The sequence below is a fragment of the Stenotrophomonas sp. 24(2023) genome (genome assembly GCF_030913365.1).
In the GTDB taxonomy this organism is placed as follows: domain Bacteria; phylum Pseudomonadota; class Gammaproteobacteria; order Xanthomonadales; family Xanthomonadaceae; genus Stenotrophomonas.
The window spans coordinates 540,018-559,736 of sequence record NZ_CP133160.1 but is presented as its reverse complement, the minus strand read 5'-3'; the positions used below and the strand labels follow the sequence as shown (position 1 = coordinate 559,736).

General features: G+C 67.6%; 13 protein-coding genes. 7 read left to right on the top strand and 6 right to left on the bottom strand.

Going from position 1 to position 19,719, the window contains the following annotated elements; genetic code table 11:
- Positions 1–31: 31 nt before the first annotated feature.
- From Q9R17_RS02530 to Q9R17_RS02505, 6 genes are all read left to right on the top strand, one after another.
- On the top strand, positions 32–1,258 hold the full coding sequence (locus Q9R17_RS02530) for a DUF418 domain-containing protein (protein WP_308156887.1): 1,227 nt from the start codon (positions 32–34) through the stop codon (positions 1,256–1,258).
- Complete coding sequence (locus tag Q9R17_RS02525; RefSeq protein ID WP_308156886.1) at positions 1,259–2,512, top strand: FAD-dependent oxidoreductase; 1,254 nt, start codon at positions 1,259–1,261, stop codon at positions 2,510–2,512.
- Positions 2,509–3,867 carry a glutathione-disulfide reductase gene (gene gorA, locus Q9R17_RS02520; protein WP_308156885.1) on the top strand — a complete coding sequence of 453 codons (1,359 nt, stop codon included), beginning with the start codon at positions 2,509–2,511 and terminating at the stop codon, positions 3,865–3,867. The genes Q9R17_RS02525 and gorA overlap by 4 nt, the downstream gene beginning before the upstream one ends.
- A gap of 93 nt (positions 3,868–3,960) precedes the next feature.
- Positions 3,961–4,881 (top strand): DMT family transporter, encoded by a 921-nt coding sequence (locus tag Q9R17_RS02515; protein ID WP_308156884.1) that lies wholly within the window; start codon positions 3,961–3,963, stop codon positions 4,879–4,881.
- Positions 4,878–5,216: an MGMT family protein gene (locus Q9R17_RS02510; protein WP_308158408.1), complete on the top strand. Its 339-nt coding sequence runs from the start codon at positions 4,878–4,880 to the stop codon at positions 5,214–5,216. The genes Q9R17_RS02515 and Q9R17_RS02510 overlap by 4 nt, the downstream gene beginning before the upstream one ends.
- Positions 5,217–5,310: 94 nt before the next feature.
- Positions 5,311–5,985 (top strand): rhomboid family intramembrane serine protease, encoded by a 675-nt coding sequence (locus Q9R17_RS02505; protein WP_308156883.1) that lies wholly within the window; start codon positions 5,311–5,313, stop codon positions 5,983–5,985.
- Positions 5,986–6,057: 72 nt separating this feature from the next.
- On the opposite strand, the gene Q9R17_RS02500 is transcribed toward Q9R17_RS02505, so the two are convergent.
- Both Q9R17_RS02500 and Q9R17_RS02495 read right to left on the bottom strand, forming a co-directional pair.
- A complete protein-coding gene (locus Q9R17_RS02500) occupies positions 6,058–7,650 on the bottom strand; it encodes an NAD(P)/FAD-dependent oxidoreductase (protein WP_308156882.1) in 1,593 nt (530 codons plus the stop codon).
- Complete coding sequence (locus Q9R17_RS02495) at positions 7,647–8,129, bottom strand: VOC family protein (RefSeq protein WP_308156881.1); 483 nt, start codon at positions 8,127–8,129, stop codon at positions 7,647–7,649. The genes Q9R17_RS02500 and Q9R17_RS02495 overlap by 4 nt, the downstream gene beginning before the upstream one ends.
- Positions 8,130–8,254: 125 nt before the next feature.
- Here Q9R17_RS02495 and Q9R17_RS02490 point away from each other — a divergent pair, with 125 nt between their 5' ends.
- Complete coding sequence (locus Q9R17_RS02490; protein WP_308156880.1) at positions 8,255–9,922, top strand: SDR family oxidoreductase; 1,668 nt, start codon at positions 8,255–8,257, stop codon at positions 9,920–9,922.
- 131 nt (positions 9,923–10,053) lie between these two features.
- Here the strand turns inward: Q9R17_RS02490 and Q9R17_RS02485 are convergent, their stop codons facing one another.
- From Q9R17_RS02485 to Q9R17_RS02470, 4 genes are all read right to left on the bottom strand, one after another.
- Positions 10,054–12,060: a M13 family metallopeptidase gene (locus tag Q9R17_RS02485; RefSeq protein WP_308156879.1), complete on the bottom strand. Its 2,007-nt coding sequence runs from the start codon at positions 12,058–12,060 to the stop codon at positions 10,054–10,056.
- A 151-nt stretch (positions 12,061–12,211) separates the two neighbouring features.
- Positions 12,212–14,317 carry a M13-type metalloendopeptidase gene (locus Q9R17_RS02480; RefSeq protein WP_308156878.1) on the bottom strand — a complete coding sequence of 702 codons (2,106 nt, stop codon included), beginning with the start codon at positions 14,315–14,317 and terminating at the stop codon, positions 12,212–12,214.
- Positions 14,318–14,493: 176 nt separating this feature from the next.
- Complete coding sequence (locus tag Q9R17_RS02475; protein WP_308156877.1) at positions 14,494–16,527, bottom strand: prolyl oligopeptidase family serine peptidase; 2,034 nt, start codon at positions 16,525–16,527, stop codon at positions 14,494–14,496.
- 106 nt (positions 16,528–16,633) lie between these two features.
- The gene (locus Q9R17_RS02470; RefSeq protein WP_308156876.1) at positions 16,634–19,582 is read right to left on the bottom strand and encodes a TonB-dependent receptor; all 2,949 of its coding nucleotides are present in this window, start codon (positions 19,580–19,582) and stop codon (positions 16,634–16,636) included.
- Positions 19,583–19,719: the final 137 nt, after the last annotated feature.

Sequence of the window (19,719 nt, the reverse complement as noted above, 5' to 3'; positions counted from 1 at the left end):
ATAATGCGCGCACCTGGTCCATGGATGTCCTGTGAACGCCGTTGCCCCCTCCCTGCAGCCGGTTGCCGCCGGCCAGCGCATCACCGTCATGGACAGCCTGCGGGGCTTTGCGCTGCTGGGCATCCTGCTGATGAACATGGAAGCCTTTGCCGGTCCGCTGGATCTGGTCCTTACCGGCATCGATGTGCACTGGCAGGGGGTGGACCGCTGGGCGGACGCGTTGATCTACGTGCTGGTGCAGGGCAAGTTCTTCACCCTGTTCTCGCTGCTGTTCGGTGCGGGCTTTGCGGTCATGGCGCAGCGCGCCGAAGCGGCCGGCCGCGCCTTCACGCCGTTCTACCTGCGGCGCAGTGCCGCACTGCTGCTGATCGGCCTGTGCCACGCGCTGCTGATCTGGTCCGGTGACGTGCTGGTGACCTATGCGCTGGCGTCGCTGATGCTGCTGGCCTTCCGCGAAGCGCCCAGGTCGTGGCTGCCCTGGCTGGGGGCGGGATCGTTCCTGTGTGGCCTGGCCGTGATGGTGTTGCTGGGGGCGCTGATCAGCGTCATGGCCTGGCACGCACCCGAGGAGGGCGCGAAGATGATTGCCAGCACCCTGAAGGACATCGAGCAGGAGCGCCAGGCCTACGCCCATGGCAGCTGGGGGGAGGCCACGCGGCAACGCGTGGTTGAGCTGGGGCGGACACTGTCGGCCTTGTTTGTCGCGGGCCCGGAAGTGCTGGGCATGTTCCTGATCGGCAGCTGGTTCGGGCGCAGTGGTGCACTGGCCGAGCCGGAACGTTTCCAGCGCCTGTATGCACGGCTGCGCTGGATCGCCTTGCCGCTGGGGCTCGTCCTTGCCGTGGGCGGAACGGCGTGGATGCCCTACATCGAACCGGGGCGCTACGACCTGCCCGCCGTGGTGGCGATGGCCATCAACTCGCTGTCCGGCGCCGTGCTGTGCCTGGGGTACCTGGGCTGGTTCATGCGCCTGCGCACGCACCTGGCCTGGCTGGCCCCTGCCGGGCGCATGGCGTTGACCAACTACCTGGCGCAGTCGGTGGTCTGCACGCTGGTGTTCTATGGCTATGGCGCGGGCCTGTTCGAACAGATGCCACGCGCCTGGCAGGTGGTCTTCGCACTGGGCCTGTTCGGTACCCAGCTGCTGGCCAGCCGTGCCTGGCTGCGGCGGTTCCGCTTCGGCCCCATGGAATGGCTGTGGCGGGCGATGACCTACCTGGCCTGGCCACCGATGCGGCGCGATTCCCTGCGCGGTTGAATGAAGCAGGCGGGGCGCGAAGAGGTGATCGTGGTCGGCGGCGGTGCCGTCGGCCTGGCCAGTGCGCTTGCCCTCAGCCTGCTGGGGCGCCAGGTACGGCTGCTGGAGCGTGGCCGCATCGGTGCGGCAACCTCGCATGGCAACTGCGGGACCATCACCCCCAGCCACGCACCGCCGCTGGCGGCACCGGGCGTGCCATGGCGCGCGCTGCGCTGGATGCTCGACCCGCGTGCGCCGCTGTACGTGCGCACGCGGCTGGACCCCGGCCTGTGGCGCTGGCTGCTGCAGTTCGCCGCGCGCTGCAACGCCCGGGACTGGCTGCAGGCGACCCGGGCCCGCGCCGCGCTGCTCAATGATTCGCGCGCCCGCCTGGCCGGCTGGGTGCAGGCCCACGGGCTGCAGTGCGAGTTCGAGGCGCGCGGGCTCGATTATGTCTTTGGCGATGCGCGCAATTTCGAACGGCATGCTCGCGAATGTGCCGGGCTCGATGCGCTGGGCATTGCCACGCACGGTATCGATGGCGCGCAGTATGCGCGTGACAACCCGGCCTTCCATGACCGCATCGCCGGTGCGATCCATTTCCCGGGCGATGCGCAGCTGCGTCCGGACCGCTACACCGCTGAACTGGCACGTGTGCTGCGCGCGCGTGGGGTGGTCATCGAAGAACAGGTGGCGGTGACGGGCTTCGATGCCGATGACCGGGGTGTGCGGGTGCAGGCGGGGACGCGCCGCATGGATGCCGCAGCGCTGGTGCTGGCCACCGGGCCGTGGTCGCCGGCCTGGGCGCGCGCACTGGGCCTGCGGGTGCCGATCCAGGCCGGCAAAGGCTACTCGCTGACCTGGTCGCGCCCGGCGATGGTGCCGCAGCGGCCGGTGGTGCTGAAGGACCACTCGGTGTTCGCCATCGCCTGGCAGGACAGCCTGCGGCTGGGAGGCACCATGGAGTTCGCCGGGCAGGATGCGCGCCTGCATCCATTGCGGTTGCAGGCACTGCAGCATGCCGCCGACCACTATCTGCGCCAGCCACGGGGCGAGGTGCTGCAGGAACAGTGGTGTGGCTGGCGGCCGATGAGCGTGGACGACGTTCCGTTGATCGGCCGCGCACCGGCGCATCGTCACGTCTGGCTCGCGGCCGGCCATGGCATGCTCGGTATCAGCATGAGCGCCGGCACCGGGCAGCTGCTGGCCGACCTGGTCTGTGGCCAGGCGCCATCGATCGATCCTTTTCCGTACCGACCCGAGCGATTTCCATGAGTGCAATGCCCTACGACTACGACCTGATCGTGCTGGGGGGCGGCTCGGCCGGGCTGGCCGGCGCCATCCGTGCCGCGCAGCACGGGCAGCGCGTGGCGTTGCTCGAACCGGGCGAACTGGGCGGCACCTGCGTGAACCTGGGCTGCGTGCCGAAGAAGGCGATGTGGCTTGCGGCCGATCTTGCCGAGCGCATCGCGCTGGCCAGTGCGCTGGGCTTCGACGTGCCCGAGCGGCCTGCGCTGTCATGGAAGGAACTGGTGATCCATCGGCAGGCCTACATCACCAACATCCACACCAGCTACCGCAACCGCCTGGATGAAACCGGCGTGGTGCGCATTCCCGCGCGCGGGCATCTGCTGGACGCGCATACCGTGGCCTGCAATGATGGCGTGCACTACACCGCCGCCCACATCCTGCTGGCCACCGGCGCGCACCCGCAGCGGCCGGACGTGCCGGGCGCCGAGCTGGGCCGGGTGTCCGATGATTTCTTCGATCTGCGCGCCGCCCCCGGCCATGTCGCCATCATCGGCGGTGGTTACATCGCGGTGGAACTGGCCGGCCTGCTGCAGGCGCTGGGCAGCCATGTCGACCTGCTGGTGCGTGGCGATCGCCTGCTGGAGCGTTTCGACCATGAACTGACCGAACGGCTGGCCGACAACCTGCGCCAGCAGGGCGTGCGCATCCACTTCGGCTACCGCCTGCGCGCGCTGCAGCGCGAAGGCGAGCGCGTGCGCGTGCTGGGCAGTGACGACGCGCCGGAGGACGCGCACGACGCGGTGTTCTTCGCGACCGGCCGCCGCGGCAACAGCCGGAACCTGGGCCTGGAAGCGCTGGGCATCGGTATCGGCGAGCACGAGCAGGTGCTGGTTGACGAATGGCAGACCACGGCCGTGCCCAGTGTGCACGCGGTGGGGGACATCGCCGGCAAGGTTGGCCTGACGCCGGTGGCGGTGGCCGCTGCCCGCCGCCTGATGGACCGCCTGTTCGGTGGCCGCGCGGAGGCGAAGATGGATTATGGGAACGTGCCCAGCGTGGTGTTCTCGCATCCACCGCTGGGCCAGGTCGGGCTGAGCGAACACGAGGCACGCCAGCAGCATGCGCAGGTGAGCGTCTACCACAGCCGCTTCCGGCCGATGCTGCAGGGGTTGGCCAACGGCACCCAGCGCAGCCTGTTCAAGCTGGTCTGCGCCGGCCCGGAAGAACGCGTGGTCGGCGTGCACCTGCTCGGTGAAGCGGCCGATGAGATCCTGCAGGGCTTCGCGGTGGCGGTGAAGATGGGCGCGACCAAGGCGCAGTTCGACGATACGGTGGCCATCCATCCCACGTCGGCCGAGGAAGTGGTGCTGATGCGCTGATCCGGGCGGGGAACCGGTGGCGGTGATGCGCCGTGCGACAATGCCCTTCCCCCCGAATTCGCGTACCGCCCCGTGCGGAACGTTGCCGTCCTGATGTCCATGCCTTCCCCCCGCATCGCCACCACGTCGCCGCGCATCGCTGTGGGCGGTGTCGGGCTGGCGGCGATCGGTGCCATCGCCGCGTCCGGCAAGGCGATCATCGTCAAGCTCGGCCTGCGCTACGGTGTGGACGCCACCACGCTGCTGGCCCTGCGCATGTTGATGGCGTTGCCGCTGTTCGTGCTGATGGCGCTGTGGTCCGGCCGCCGTGCGCAGGCACTGTCCTGGGCCGACCGCGCCCGTGTGCTGTGGCTGGGCTTCACCGGCTACTACCTGTCCAGCCTGCTGGATTTCCAGGGACTGCAGTACATCAGCGTGACCCTGGAACGGTTGATCCTCTATCTCAACCCGACCCTGGTGCTGCTGATCAACGTGCTGCTGGCGCGGCAGCGTCCCGGACGCTGGCAGGTCGCCGCGCTGGTGCTGAGTTACCTGGGGGTGCTGCTGGCCTTCGGCCACGACCTGCAGCGCGAAGGCGGGCAGATCATCCTCGGCAGCCTGCTGGTACTGGGCAGTGCGCTCAGCTATGCGCTGTACCTGTTCGGCAGTGGCCGGGTGGTGGCGCGCATCGGTGCGGTGCGGCTGACCGCCTATGCCAGCTGCGTGGCCAGCGTGCTGGTGCTGCTGCACTTCGCCGTGACCCATCCGCTGCCGCTGCTGTGGCAGGCACCGCCGCCGGTACAGTGGCTGTCGCTGCTCAACGCCACCGCCTGCACGGTGCTGCCGGTGCTGGCGATCATGCTGGCGGTGCAGCGCATCGGCTCGTCGCTGGCAGCGCAGGTCGGTATGCTGGGCCCGGTTTCCACCATCGTGATGAGCCTATGGCTGCTCGACGAACCGATGGGGCCGGCGCAGGTCGCCGGCACCGTGCTGGTCCTGATCGGCGTACTGCTGGTGACGCGCCTGCGGCGCTGACGCCGGAGCAGGCGCGTGCGCGCATTCTTGCGGTGATCCATGCCATTCCTGCCGGGCAGGTGATGGGCTACGGGCAGGTGGCGCTGCGGGCCGGCCTGCCCGGGCGCGCCCGGCTGACCGCGCGCGTGCTGGGCCAGAACGATGACCCGGACCTGCCCTGGCACCGGGTGCTGCGCTCGGACGGGCGCATTGCCATGCCGGAAGGGTCGGCAGGCTGGCGCGAGCAGTCCCAGCGCCTGCGTGCCGAAGGCGTGGTGGTGGAGAACGGCCGGGTGCGGATGCCGGCACGTGACCCCGCCGCGGCACTGGATGCGGCGGTGTGGGGGCCGGGCTGACCGGCCATGGGCAGCTGAACGGGCGCCGCGCTGCGCCCACTGGCGAGCGCGCGTGCTGCGGCTATGATGGAGACCGTTCCATGCCGGTGCCCCCATGTTCCCGCGACTGCCCCCCGTCACCAAGGCCCTGCTGATCGCCAACGCGATCCTGTTCCTGCTGCAGCAGCCGTTCCTGCTTGGCATGCAGACCTTCGAACCGTTCATGCTGCAGCCGCTGCAGCAGGGGTTCGATGCGTTCTCGCCCGGTGGCAACTTCCAGCCGTGGCAGCTGCTGACGTATGGCTTCCTGCATGGCAGCTTCGGCCACCTGTTCTTCAACATGCTGGCGGTGTTCATGTTCGGTGCCCCGCTGGAGCAGACCTGGGGCGAACGGCGTTTCCTGCTCTATTACCTGGTCTGCGTGGCCGGCGCCGGCCTGTGCCAGCTGCTGGTCGGTTCGCTGCTGGAAAACCCGGCAACGGTGCTGGGGGCCTCCGGTGGCGTGTTCGGGCTGTTGCTGGCCTACGGCATGCTGTTCCCGAACCAGCGGGTGATGTTGCTGTTCCCGCCGATCCCGATGAAGGCACGCACCTTCGTCATCCTGTTCGGTGTGGGCGAGCTGGTGCTGGGGGCCACGGGATGGCAGCCGGGCGTGGCGCATTTCGCGCACCTGGGCGGCATGCTGTTCGGCTGGCTGCTGATCCGGTACTGGCGTGGGCAGCCGCCGTTCAACAAGCGCCGCCCCCCGGGCCCGCCCAAGCGCCCGAACCATCTGCGCAGCGTGAAGTAAGCCGCAGCGCGGGTCATGGACTCCACGCATGGCGTGGATCTACAACCAAAGGCATCCACGCATGGCGTGGAGCTACAGATCGGCCAGCAGCACCTGCGCTGCGTTGTGCCCGGGGGCGCCGGTGACGCCGCCACCGGGATGCGTGCCCGACCCGCACAGGTACAGGCCGGGCAGGGCACCACGGTAGCCGGACTGGCCAACCATCGGCCGCGCGGCGAACAGCTGGTTGGGGCTGAGCGCACCGTGGAAGATGTCACCGCCCACCAGGCCGAAGGTGCGCTCCAGGTCCAGCGGTGACAGCACCTGCCGGCCGCGCACGCTGGCGGCGAAGCCGGGCGCGTAGCGCTCGACGGTGGCGATCATCAGGTCGGCCACCGTTTCCCGGTGGTCGTCCCAGTGCCGTCCGCCGGGCATTACCGGCGCGACGTGCTGGCAGAACAGGCTGGCGACGTGCTGTCCCGGCGGTGCCAGCGAATCGTCCAGCGTGCTGGGAATGAGCATTTCCACGATGGGTTCGCGCGACCAGCCATCGCGGCGCGCATCGAGCCAGGCACGGTCCATGTAGTCCAGGCTGGGGGCCAGGATGATGCCGGCCGTGAGGTGGTCGCCCGGGCCGGGCAGGGCGCGGAAATCCGGCAGCTGCGACAACGCGACATTCATGCGGAAGGTGCCGGAGCCGCAGCGCCAATGTGCCATGCGTTCACGGGTGGCGTCGGGGACCTGCGAGGGGGGCAGCAGGTGTTCGTACAACAGCTTCGGGTTGACGTTGGCCACCACGGTGCGTGCGCGCACGGCCTGGCCGTCGGCCAGCTGCACGCCCACGACGCGCCCGTGCTCGACCAGTAGCTGTTGCACGCCGGCATCGACGCGCAGTTCGGCCCCTGCAGCGCGCGCGCTCGCGGCGATGGCCTGGCTGATCGCTCCCATGCCGCCAAGGGCGTGGCCCCAGGCGCCCTTGACCCCGTTGCACTGCCCGAACACATGGTGCAGCAGCACGTAGGCACTGCCGGGCGTGTAGGGGCTGGCGTAGTTGCCGACGATGCCATCGAAGCCGAACAGTGCCTTGATCGGTTCGCTTTCGAACCAGCGATCGAGATACTCGGCGGCCGACAGGGTGAACAGGTCCAGCAGCTCCTGCCGCAGCGCAGGCGACAGCGCCGACAGTTCGCGGCCAAGCCGGCCCATCTGCCACAGCGCCGGCAGGGCGCGCCAGCCGGCACCCACGCCCAGATCCGGCGGTGCCCGCAGCGCCCAGTCGCGCAGCACATCGGCAAACACCTCCAGGCGGGCTTCATACGCCGGCAATGCCTGTGCGTCCCGTGCGGAGAACTTCGCCACCTCGGCCTGCGTGCGGCCCGGCGCCGCCAGCAGGTAGCGATCATCGGGCAGGGGCAGGAAGTTGTTGGCACGGCGCGCCACGATGCGCAGGCCCTGCGCATGCAGCTGCAGGTCGTCGATCACCTTGGACTGCAGCAGCGACACCGTGTACGAGGCGACCGAATTGCGGAAGCCCGGGTGGAATTCCTCGGTGACCGCGGCGCCGCCCAGCACGGCACGGCGCTCGAGTACCAGCACCCTGCGCCCGGCGCGTGCCAGATAGGCCGCACAGACCAGGCCGTTGTGGCCGCCACCGACGATGACCGCATCCCAGGCTGCCGTCGTCATGCGGGGCGTATCGCGGCTTCGATGGCGGCGATGTCGATCTTCTTCATCGGCATCATCGCGTTGAACGCGCGCTTGGCCAGGGCCTTGTCGGCGCTGGTCACCGCCTCCAGCAGCGTGCGCGGGCTGATCTGCCAGAACACCCCCCAGCGGTCGCGGCACCAGCCGCATTCGCGTTCCTGCCCGCCGTTGCCGACGATGGCGTTCCACAGCCGGTCGGTTTCCGGCTGGTCCTCGGTGACCACCTGGAACGAGAAGGCTTCGCTGTGGGTGATCGCCGGCCCGCCATTGAGGCCGACGCAGGGGATGCCGCAGACGGTGAACTCGACCATCAGCACATCGCCCTCGCGGCCATCGGGGTAATCACCCGGAGCCGTGTGCACGGCGGTCACCGCGCTGTCGGGGAAGGTCTGGGCATAGAACGTGGCAGCCGCCAGTGCATCCTTGTCGTACCACACGCAGACGGTGTTCTTGTGGGCCATGGCAGGGCTCCGCAGCGGACCAGGCCGCAGCGATAGCACGGCGGGCGTTAATGCCGGATCGTGCTGCGCTGCAGGAACTGTCGGCGCAGCGTTACCATGGCGCAACGACACGACAGGGACGATGCGTGAAGATCCTGGTACTGGGCGGGTATGGCGTATTTGGTGGGCGGCTGGCCCGCCTGCTGGCGGATCTTCCGGCACTGGAACTGCTGATCGGCGGGCGCAACCTGGCTGCCGCCCAGGCGTTCTGCCAGGGCTACACCGGCCAGCCCCGGGTGCGCGCGCTGCAGGTTGACCGGCAGCAGCTGGCACCGGTGCTGCACGCCGAGCGCCCCGATCTGGTGGTCGACGCCTCCGGGCCTTTCCAGGAGTACGGTGCGCACCGCTACAGCGCGGTCGAGGCGTGCATCGCCGCCGGCATCGACTATCTGGATTTCGCCGATGCCGCCGATTTCGTGTTCGGCGTGTCCCAGTACGACGAACAGGCGCGCGCCGCCGGCGTATACGTGCTGGCGGGCGTCAGCAGCTTCCCGGTGCTGACTGCGGCGGTGTTGCGGCAGATGGCCACGCGCATGGAGATCCGCGAGGTGGAAGGTGGCATCGCGCCGTCGCCCTTCGCCGGCATCGGCCTGAACGTGATGCGTGCGGTGGTGGGCTACGCCGGATCGCCGGTGAAGCTGCGCCGGCAGGGGCGTGATGGCCATGGCATCGGCCTGGCCGAAAGCCGCCGTTTCACCGTCGCCGTACCGGGGCACCTGCCACTGCGCAACCTGCGCTTCTCGCTGGTGGACGTGCCCGACCTGCAGGTGCTGCCCCCCGAGCACCCCGGCATGACCGACATCTGGATGGGCGCCGGGCCGGTGCCCGAGAGCCTGCACCGCATCCTCAACCTGCTGGCCAAGGCGCGCTGGCGGCTGAAGCTGCCGTCGCTGGAACCCGCATCGCGGCTGTTCTACACCGTGTTGAACCTGATGACGTTCGGCGAGCACCGGGGGGGCATGTATGTGCGTGCGCGGGGCGTACGTGACGGGCAGCCGGTGGAATGCAGCTGGCATCTGCTGGCCGAAGCCGATGACGGCCCGTACATCCCGTCGATGGCGATCGAGGCGGTGATCCGCAAGCAGCTGGCCGGCGAGCGCCCGGCAACCGGTGCACGGCCGGCCACGCATGCGCTGGCACTGGCGGACTACGATCAGCTGTTCAAGGACCGCACGATCCATACCGGTTTTCGCCAGCCGGTCGCCGGTGCCAGCCTGTACCAGCGCGTGCTGGGCGACGCGTATGCCCGCCTGCCGCCAAGCGTGCAGGCACTGCATGCACCGCAGGCGCCGCGCCGCTGGCAGGGCATGGCGCGGGTGGAGCGGGGCGATGGCCTGCTGTCGCGCCTGCTGGGCAGGCTGTTCGGTTTTCCCGATGCGGGCGATGCCATACCGGTCAGCGTGGCATTCGATGCCGAAGCCGGTGGCGAGCGCTGGACCCGTACCTTTGCCGGCCGGCGCTTCTCGTCGCTGCAGACCGAAGGGCAGGGGCGCAACGAAGCCCTGCTGGTCGAGCGCTTCGGCGCAGTCGCCGTGGCCCTGGCGCTGGTGGTGCAGAACGGGCGGCTGCAACTGGTGCCGCGCCGCTGGTCGTTGCTGGGCATTCCGCTGCCGCGCGCACTGCTGCCGGGTGATGCCAGCTTCGAGTACGAGCAGGACGGGCATTTCGTGTTCGACGTGGAGATCGGCGCCCCGCTGGTCGGGCGCATCGTGCACTACCGGGGAACCCTGCAGCCCGCGCCCGGCACCCCGTAGATCCACGCCATGCGTGGATGGATCGCGCATCCTCTGCGGCACCCTGTAGATCCACGCCATGCGTGGATGGGCCCCCCGAACGGAAAAGGGCGCCAGACGGCGCCCTTTCCGGTACTACCTGCGCAACACGCTCAGCGCCAGACCTTGATCTGGTCCGCGTCGGTGCGCTGCATCGGCTGGCCCGGCTTGCAGCTGAAGGTGGCGCCGAAGGCCGGCAGGTTCGACAGCGCACCGTTGGTGCGCCAGCGGCCCGGTGCACGGATGTCGGCGGTCACGCGGCGCACGGCCTCGTTCGGTGCCAGCTGCTGCGGCCACAGCGCCGCCCAGGCGCGGAAGAAGCCCTGCTGTTGCGCCGGCTTGGCCTTCGGCTCCTGCGCGGCGTAGGCGGCCCAGGCCAGTTCCAGGCCGGCGATGTCGGCCAGGTTCTCTTCCTGGGTCAGTGCACCGTTGACCTTGGCGCCCTTCACCCCGGGGAAATCGTAGCTGCCGTACTGCGCGGCCACGCGGCTGCCGAGCAGCGTCCAGGCGGTCTTGTCGGCCGGCGTCCACCAGCTGCGCAGTTCGCCCTTGGCATCGACCAGCGCGCCCTTGGCATCGATGGCGCGGGTCAGCTCGTGGCCGACCAGGCCGCCGAAGCTGCCGAACTTGTCGGCGGCATCGGCCTTGGCGTTGAACACCGGGCCCTGCAGGATGGCGGCGGTCACGATCAGGCGGTTCTGCGCCAGGTCATAGGCCAGCGAGGGCTGCTGCGGCAGCACATCCCAGCGGCGGTCGGCGTTGCCCTTGCCGATGCGCTTCATTTCCTCGCGGTGGCGCCAGGTCGAAGCGATCAGCATGTTGCCGCCGAACGAGCCGCGGCCCATCGGCTGCACGGTGTAGTCCAGATCGCGCAGCGGGGTGCCGATCTCGATCTTCAGGGCCGCCAGCTTGGCCTGCGCTTCGGCCTTGGCCTCGGCGCTGAGCCAGCTGCTGTTCTTCACGGCGTCGATCTGTACTTCACGCACCTTGTCCACGATCCAGGCGGCCTGGCGGCGGTCCTCGGCGGACAGGTAGCGGGCGGCATATTCGCGGCCCAGCATCGGACCAGCGGCCACGTTGATGGCGTCCAGCACGGCTTCCCAGCGGGCCGGCGGCAGCGTTTCACCGCGCAGCACACGGCCACGGAACTCGAATTCGGCGTCGCGGTAGGCCTTGGACAGGTAGGGCGCCATCGCATCGCCCACGCGCCAGCGCAGGTAGGCCTTCCACTGGTCCGGCTTGTTCTTGCCGATCATGCCGTCGAGCTGCTTGAACAGGTTCGGGTCGGACAGCGAGACCAGGTCGTCATTGACGCCCTGCACCTTCAGGAACGCATCCAGCTGCAGGTTGCGGTAGCGGCTGTTGAGGTCCTTGGTGGAGATCGGGGCGTAATTGTTGAACGGGTTGTTGATGCCGGCCAGCGACTGCGCGTTGCGTGCCAGTTCGGTTTCCAGGGCGATCACCGCGGCAGCTTCGGCATCGAGCTTGGCGGCCGGGGTGCCGGTCAGCGCCAGGATCTGCTTCACATAGGCACGGTAGCGGCCCATCAGGGCGACGGTGTCGGCGTCGGTGCGGGTATAGAAGGCCGGGTCGGGCAGGCCCATGCCGCCCTGCATGAAGTAGCCGATGTGGCGGTCCAGGGCCTTCAGGTCCACGTCCGGGCCGAAGTTGAAGGCCACCGGGATGCCGACCTGGTGCAGGGCCGCGATCGAGGCGGGGATGTCCTTGGCCTTCTTGATCGCGTTGATGCGCGTCAGCAGCGGGGCGATCGGGTTGGAGCCATCGGCTTCCACGGCGGCCTCGTCCAGGCCGCTGGCCCAGAAATCGCCCAGCAGCTTCTGCACATTGCCCTGCGGGCCATTCATCGCGGCATCCAGCAGTTCACGCTGCTGGACACGGCTGCGGTCCACCAGCTGGCCCAGCGCCGTGGTCGCCCCGGTCTGCGGGACCGGGTTGGCCTTCAGCCAGGCGGCGTTGGTGGCGTCATAGAAGTCGCTGCACTGGGCGCTGACGGACGGGGCAGCGGCGGCCTTCTTCTTGGCGGCGAACGCATCGTGGGTCGGGACCAGGGTCGCCAGGCTGATGCCCAGGGCGATGGCAAGCGGACGGAAATTGGGCATGTAGAGCAAATCCAGGATGGATTGAGGGCGCGCGAACTATAGCAAGCCGGGCATGGGCGGGGCATGCACAGCAGGCATGGCGTGCCACGCGCAAAAACAAAGGCCCGGGAAACCCGGGCCTTTGCAGGTACTGCCAGGCGTCAGCCAGGGCTTACCAGATCACCACCTGCTGTTCGCCGGTGCGGGCCATCGGGGCGCCGGCCTTGCACTGGAACGCGGCGGCAAAGGCCGGCAGGTTGGAGGGGGCACCGATGGCGCGGAACTGCGCCGGTGCGTGCGGGTCGGTGGCCAGGCGGACCTTGGCGTTTTCCGGGGTGTACTTGGTGCGCCACACGGTGGCCCAGTTGAAGAAGAAGCGCTGGTCGCGGGTGAAACCATCGACCTTGGCGTCTTCCTTGCCGGCGGTCGCCTTCTGCAGGGCGTCGTAGGCGGTGGCCAGGCCACCCAGGTCAGCGATGTTCTCGCCCAGGGTCAGGTGGCCGTTCACCGCCTGACCATCGACCTTGTACTGGTCGAACTGCTTGACCAGCTTGCCGGTCAGGCCCTGGAAGTTCTTGGTGTCACCCTCGGTCCACCAGTTTTCCATGTTGCCGGTCGGCCCGAAGCGTGCGCCCTGGTCATCGTAACCGTGGGTCATTTCATGGCCGATCACCGCACCGATGCCACCGTAGTTCAGCGCGTCGTCGGCCTTCGGGTCGAAGAACGGCGGCTGCAGGATGGCGGCCGGGAACACGATCTCGTTCTGCAGCGGGTTGTAGTAGGCATTGACCGTCTGCGGGGTCATGCCCCACTCGGTCTTGTCCACCGGCTTGCCGATCTTGGCCAGGTTGAACTTGTAGTTGAACGCGTTGGCGGCGCGCACGTTGTCCAGGTAGCTGTCGCGCTGGGTCTGCAGGCCCGACCAGTCACGCCACTTGTCCGGGTAGCCGATCTTCGGGGTGAAGGTTTCCCACTTGGCGATGGCCTTGGCCTTGGTTTCATCGCTCATCCAGGTCAGGCCCTGGATGCGTTCCTTCAGCGAAGCGGCCAGGTTCTTCACCAGCTGCTCCATCTTTTCCTTGGCTTCCGGCGAGAAGGCGACCTTCACGTACAGCTGGCCGAAGGCTTCGCCGGCGTCGCTTTCGATGGTGCCCAGCACGCGCTTCCAGCGCGGCTTCTGTTCCTTCTGGCCATTGAGGGTCTTGCCGTAGAAGGCATAGTTCTCATCGACGAAGGCATCGCTCAGGTACGGCGAGGCGCTGTCCACGGTGTGGAAGCGCAGGTAGGCGCGCCACACCGACGGGTCGGTGTCGGCCAGTGCCTTGCTCACTTCCTGGTGGAAGGCCGGCATGGCCAGCGAGAACTTCTCCGGCGCGGCAACGCCCTGGGCCTTGAAGAACTCGGTCCAGCTGAAGTTCGGGGTCAGCTTGTCGGCGTCGGCCAGGGTCACCGGGTTGTAGAACAGGGCCACGTCACGCGACAGCTCCACGCGCGACTTGGAGGCCTTGGCCAGGCGGGTTTCGAACTTGACCACGTCCTCGGCCTGCTTGGCCGCATCGGCGGCAGCGACGCCGGACAGTTCCAGCACCTTGGCCACGTGGGCCTGGTAGGCCTTGAGCTTGTCGGCGTTCTTGGCGTCGGTGTAATAGGTGGTGTCGGGCAGGCCCAGGCCACCCTGGCTGGCGTAGGCCAGGTTCACGGCCGAGTTCTTGAAGTCGGCCTCGGCACCGAAGCCGAACAGCGGGTTTTCACCCTTGGCCGCGCTGCTGCGCAGGTAGTTGGCGATGCCGGCGGTGTCCTTCAGGCCATCGATGGCCGCCAGATCGGCCTTCAGCGGCTCGATGCCCTGGGCATTGATCTTGGCTTCGTCCATGCCGGTGGCCCACAGGTCACCCACGATCTTTTCGATGTGGTCGGGCTTTTCGACCTTGGCGACCTGCTCGGCGAGCTGATGTTGCACGGCAACAGAACGCTCGTCCAGGATGGTGAAGGCACCCCAGCTGGTGCGGTCGCCCGGGATTTCATTGGCGGCCAGCCACTTGCCGTTGACGTAGTCGCCGAACGCGGTGCAGGCGTCCTTGCTGGCGTCCAGGTCACCGGCCTGGAAGGCGTTGTAGGCCGGCAGCTTGGTGTCATCCAGGCTGTAGCTGGTCGGGGTGGGGGTGGCGGCCGGAGCGGAGGCGGCGCCTTCCGTGGCCGGGGTTTCGGTCTTGCCGCAGCCGACCAGGGCAGCCGAAACGGCCAGGGTCAGCAGGACGATCTTGGGATTGCGGATCACGTTGGTGGGCCTCCAGGCCTGGGATGCATCGGAAATGGCCCCGCACGGGGACCTTGGCCGAACGATACGCCGCCGGCCTGACCTGCAAGGGTGTCGAAGGTCATGGGCGGACGCAAGGGGCCATGATGGGCAAGGGCGCCTGATGCGGCGCCCTTGCCGGGGGAACGCAGGTTGGCTCAGAGGCCGCCGCCGCCGCAGCCCTTGCCGAGGTAGTCATCGATCAGCCGCAGTTGGTCGGCCATGATCTTGCGCGTCCAGGCCGGCCCGTGCGCATAGTCGGCAATGGCATGGAACTCGACCGGCTGGCCGGAATTCTTCGCCTTGGAGACGAACCATTCGGACTGCTCGATCGGCACGGTACGGTCGCGGTCGCCGTGGTAGACCATCAGCGGGATCTTCATTTCACCCGCCTTGTCCAGCGGATTCAGGCCGGCCACGGTCGGTGCCTGCGCCTGGCGGAAGAAGGGGTTGGTATAGAAACGCGACCAGATCCTCTTGATGTCCGACACGCCCGCGCCGGCGATGGCGCACTTGTACAGGCCATTGGGGCGCACCGACGCGGCGAAGGCCGAATAGCCGCCGTAAGAGAAGCCGAACATGGCGATGTGGCCGGGCTGGGCGATCTTCTGCTCGATCATCCACTTGGCGCCGTCATCCTTGTCGTCCTGCATCTTCTGGCCCCATTCGGCATCACCGGCCATCCACAGGCGGCGGCTCCAGTCGGCCGAGCCACGGAACTGCGGGCGCAGGACCGCCATGCAGCGCGAGACCATCAGCGGCACCCACATCGAGCCGTCGAAATCCATGCCATCGCGTGCCCAGGGCCCGCCGTGCGGATGCACGACCGCCTTCCACGGGCCCGCGCCGCACAGTTCGGTGCTGGGCGTGGTCAGGAAGGCCGGAATGTCCAGCCCATCGCGCGCCTTGTAATACACCAGGCGGGTGTCGCCGAGGGCGGCCGGATCGATATCCGGGTAGCTCTTGGCCAGCAGGGTCAGCTTGCCGTTGTGGAGCAGGTGGTACTCGGGCGGGTTGGCCGGGCCGGAGGTGACCAGCAGGAACGTCTTCAGGTCCGCGCTGTAATCCAGGACGCGGAGTGAGCGGCCGTTGTCGATCTGGGTACTGGCGCTGTGCCCACCGGCCGGATCGACCAGGGTGACGCTGCTGGCCTGGATGTCCAGCGCCTGGCGGACGCCCTGTTCCAGACTCTTGAAGGAGGGATCGGTCCACTGCGTTTCGTTGCCGCGCGGGCCGCTGTAACCGATGCCGAGCACGGCGCCGAAAGGCACGCCGGGCACGTTGCGGTAGCGGTTGACGTGCACCGAGCCGGCATTGAAGAACTTGTGCTCGAACAGGACCTCCTTCTGCTTGCGCGCGCCGATGTCGTACTCGTAGATCACCGTCTTGTCGCGCCCCACGTTGCTCTGGATGAAGGCGATGTTCGGGTCGTCGGCGAACCCGACCACCTGGGTGATGTCGCGGTCCTTCACGTGCGAGCGGAAATGCTCTTCCCAGCTGTTGGTGGCGGGGTTGCGGAATTCGGTGGCCACGTAGGCGCCGGTACCATCGATGTCCTGCCGCAGGCGGGCACGCAGCTCGCTGTTCAGGTCGGTCACATAACCGGCCACGCGTTCTTCGGTCTTCTGGATGCGCTGGGACGAAAAGCTGCGCAGGTTCACCTTGTACACATCACCGGAATTGCTGCCCGAGCCGCTGATCACCAGGATGTGGTCCGGGTCGTTGGGCAGCACGTCCAGCACGGTGGCATTGGACAGTGCCTGTTCCAGTTCTTCGTTGCGGCTGCCCGCGCGCGGGGGCGTGATGGGCTCCTTCCACTGCTTGCCTTCGGTATCGGTGATGAAGAACTTGCTGATGAACGTCTTGTTGACCCGGTCGGTGCGCAGGTCATAGGGCTGCCAGAGGGTGACGGCGAGCAGGCCGTTCTTGATGAAGCCCATGCTCTGGAACTTCATGCGGCCGGTGCCGATGACGGTGGGCGGTGCGTCGAGGGCCTCGGTCTTCCAGACCAGGATGACGCGGTCTTCGCCACGGGCCTGCAGGCCCGCGATCTGCTTGCCGTCAGGGGACAGCGACAGGCTTGAAATGGCAGGGAAGGCGGCCAGCTGTTCGATGCTGGGCGTTTTCGGCTTGGCGGCCAGCGGCAGGGGGGCCGCCACGGCCAGCGCGGCCAGGAGCAGGAGATGCTTCATGCGGGGTTTCTCACCGGGTCCTTGCAGAAAGAAAAAAGGCCGTGGCCATGGCCACGGCCCCCAGAAGGGCAGCCACTGCCCCGGAGGGCAGTGGCGCGATGGAGCATCAGAACGAACGGGTGACGTTCACGAAGTACGTGCGGCCGAAGTAGTCATAGCCACTGTACAGCGGAGCGTTGCCGACGGTGTTGTAGCCACCGTGCGCCGGCGAGATGGTCGGCGGTTCCTTGTCACCCAGGTTGCGCACGCCACCGGTGGCGGACCACTTGTCACCGATGTAGCGGACCGACGCGCTGGAGATGATGTAGTTCGGCACCGACAGCTTGAACTCGGAGGTCGCCGGATCTTCATCGTAGCGGCCGTAGCTGGACATGTTGTCCACCCACTCCAGGCCGTAGCGGACCTGCCAGCTGTTGAACTTGTAGGACAGGTCCAGCGAGCCGGTCATCTTCGGACGGTTCAGCTGCCCGTTGTAGTCCACCAGCGGGTCGCTGGAGAAGACCTTGCTGGACTGTTCCAGGAAGTTGGAGACCGTGGCGGTCGCACGGAATTCACCCGGGCCGATATCACGCACGTAGCGGGTGGTGAAGTCCAGGCCACGGACCTTTTCCGTACCCAGGTTGGTGTAGCCGTCCTGCACGCGCAGCGAGTTGTTCGGGTTGCGGGTGATCAGGCGGCAGACGCCGACGTTGTTGTTGAAGTCCGAGACGGTGCCGTTGTAGCACTGGCTCAGGATGTAGCTGCCACCCATGCGCGACACGCCGTCGGTCACTTCGATGTCGAAGTAGTCAACCGCGAAGGACAGGTCGCCGATGGACGCCGGGAATTCCGGCTGCAGGACCAGGCCGACGGTCAGTGCGTCCGAGGTTTCCGCACGCAGTGCGTTGTCCACCAGGCCGCCACCGATCTGGTCCACGCGGACCGAGTTGGTCTGGGTGAAGTTGGTCGGCAGGCCCTGCGAGGCGCAGTTGATGTAACGGGTGCTGGTGGGGCTGCGGCTGCCATAGTTGTTGCACGGATCCTGGCCGGCGGCCAGGAAGCCGCTGGTGGCGCCGAGGAACTGTTCGAACAGTGCCGGGGCGCGGTAGGAGGTGCCGTACGACGCGCGCAGCGACAGCCACTTGACCGGGGTCCACAGGCCACCCAGCTTCCAGGTGGTGTCCGAACCGTAGGACTTGTAATCGGTGAAGCGGGCCGACGCATTGAAGGTCAGTTCCTCGGCACCGGTGACGCCGGACAGCACCGGCAGTTCCAGTTCGCCGTAGGCTTCCCACACCGAGTCCGTACCGCGGGTCGGGTCGGAGCTGGTCAGGTTGTACAGGTTGCGGGCCATCGAATCGGCCGAGGGGGTGTCGTCGATCTTCGAACGACGGTATTCGACACCGGCGGCGACGGCAGCGGTGCCGCCCGGCAGGTCGAACAGCGGGCCGTTGACGTTGAAGTTGAAGGTCGATTCCTGGTACTTGGTGCGGCCGGTGACCGGCTTGTACACGAAGTCCTTCCAGTTCTGCGGCAGCACACCGGCCAGGGTCTGGCTGTTGAGCATCGGTGCGGCCACGCAGCCATTGGTCTGCACGCGGCAGCGGAAGCCACCGGCACCGTCGGAAACCACGTCCAGGCTCTGCGCCAGGCGGTCGGTCAGGAACGAATCGAAGGTGTAGTCCGACTTGGAGTCAGCGAAGCTGACCATGGTGTCGTAGTTCCACTCCGAGGTCAGCTGGCCGCGCAGGCCGGCGGTTGCACGCCAGAAGTCGACCTTCTGCTCGCTCTTGTCGTTGCCGAAACCGATGAAGGTACGGGCGGCGACATTCTTGCCGTTGGAGGTTTCGCTCGGCAGGGCGAAGGCGGGCAGGTTGACCAGGCCACCCAGCAGCGGGTTGCCGACCGAGTAGTCATAGGAGAGCTGGCGGAAGCCGGTCTGCGAGGACTCGCGGCGGTTGCCCAGGAACTCGTAGTAGAACTCGGCGTTGCCCATCACGCCGGTATCCACGCCGCCCTGGAAGTACAGGGTCTTGGTGGTGGCCGGGGAGATCAGCGATTCCTTGAGGTGACCCGGGCTGAAGGTGTCACGGCTGTAGTAGCTGACCGGCTCGTAGCCCGGCAGCGGGCCGCCGGTGACGGCCGAATTCGGACGCCAGCGGTCCAGGCCGCCGAAACGGGCGGTACCCAGGGTGTTGATGGTGACGCCGCCCGAATCCAGGGTGAAGCACTTGGACTTGCCGGTCATCGGGTCGATGTAGTCGCCGCTGCCGAAGTAGTTGCCGACCGACAGGTCGCGCAGGTTGTCGGTCGGGCAGCTGGCCCAGCCGCGGTCGCCGACGGTGACTTCGTTGCGGATGTACTGTTCGTACGAACCGGAGAAGTGCGAACGCTCGCCGGTCTTGCCGAAGGTGATGGAGTAGCGGCGCTCGTCACCGCCGCCGTGTTCGGTGGCGTTGTGCTGTGCTTCGACGCTGATGCCGTCCACGGTCTTCTTGGTGATCAGGTTGACCACGCCGGCGACCGCGTCGGAGCCGTAGATCGAGGAGGCGCCATCCTTCAGGATTTCGACGCGGTCGATCATGGCATTCGGCAGCACGTTCAGGTCAGCCGAGCCGACCGAGCCACGCGAACCTGCCGGCGCGATGCGGCGGCCGTTGAGCAGGATCAGGGTACGGCTGGGGCCCAGGCCACGCAGCGAAAGCGTGTTGGCACCGGGGCCACCGTTGGTGACGTAGCCACCGAAGGAGTTGTTGATCTGGGCGGCACCGCCGGTGACGCTGTTGCTCTGCAGGGCGCCGGCGGTGGAGGCGAAGCCTGCCAGGGTGGTTTCTTCGCGGGTGATGACCTGGACGGGCGAAACCGAGTTGAACACGTCGCGGCTGATGCGCGAGCCGGTGACCGTCACGGTGTCGAGGTTGGTGGCCCTGGAGCCACTCGCCTTGGTGCTGGCGATCTCTTCCTTGTCTGCCTTTTCGGCATCCTGGGCAAAGGCCGGTGCGGTTACGGAGAACAGCACGGCCGTGGCCAGCGCGTAGCTCAGCGGGTGACGGCTGAGCGTCTTGCGATTGATCATTTGTGGATCCCCTTGAATCAAACGATTGCGTCAAACACCGGCGACTTGTGAAAACAGGCGTCTCCGTGTGCCTTCGAATCAGGATTTGGCATCTCGATGCCCCCTGTATCAGCAGCTTCACGAGCTGATGACTTGAG

What these genes read in the sequence shown, in the direction of transcription:
- Q9R17_RS02525 (WP_308156886.1), top strand. Translation starts at nt 1,259, where the DNA reads ATGAAGCAGGCGGGGCGCGAAGAGGTGATCGTGGTCGGCGGCGGTGCC.
- gorA (WP_308156885.1), top strand. Translation starts at nt 2,509, where the DNA reads ATGAGTGCAATGCCCTACGACTACGACCTGATCGTGCTGGGGGGCGGC.
- Q9R17_RS02515 (WP_308156884.1), top strand. Translation starts at nt 3,961, where the DNA reads ATGTCCATGCCTTCCCCCCGCATCGCCACCACGTCGCCGCGCATCGCT.
- Q9R17_RS02505 (WP_308156883.1), top strand. Translation starts at nt 5,311, where the DNA reads ATGTTCCCGCGACTGCCCCCCGTCACCAAGGCCCTGCTGATCGCCAAC.
- Q9R17_RS02500 (WP_308156882.1), bottom strand. Translation starts at nt 7,650, where the DNA reads ATGACGACGGCAGCCTGGGATGCGGTCATCGTCGGTGGCGGCCACAAC.
- Q9R17_RS02495 (WP_308156881.1), bottom strand. Translation starts at nt 8,129, where the DNA reads ATGGCCCACAAGAACACCGTCTGCGTGTGGTACGACAAGGATGCACTG.
- Q9R17_RS02485 (WP_308156879.1), bottom strand. Translation starts at nt 12,060, where the DNA reads ATGCCCAATTTCCGTCCGCTTGCCATCGCCCTGGGCATCAGCCTGGCG.
- Q9R17_RS02475 (WP_308156877.1), bottom strand. Translation starts at nt 16,527, where the DNA reads ATGAAGCATCTCCTGCTCCTGGCCGCGCTGGCCGTGGCGGCCCCCCTG.
- Q9R17_RS02470 (WP_308156876.1), bottom strand. Translation starts at nt 19,582, where the DNA reads ATGATCAATCGCAAGACGCTCAGCCGTCACCCGCTGAGCTACGCGCTG.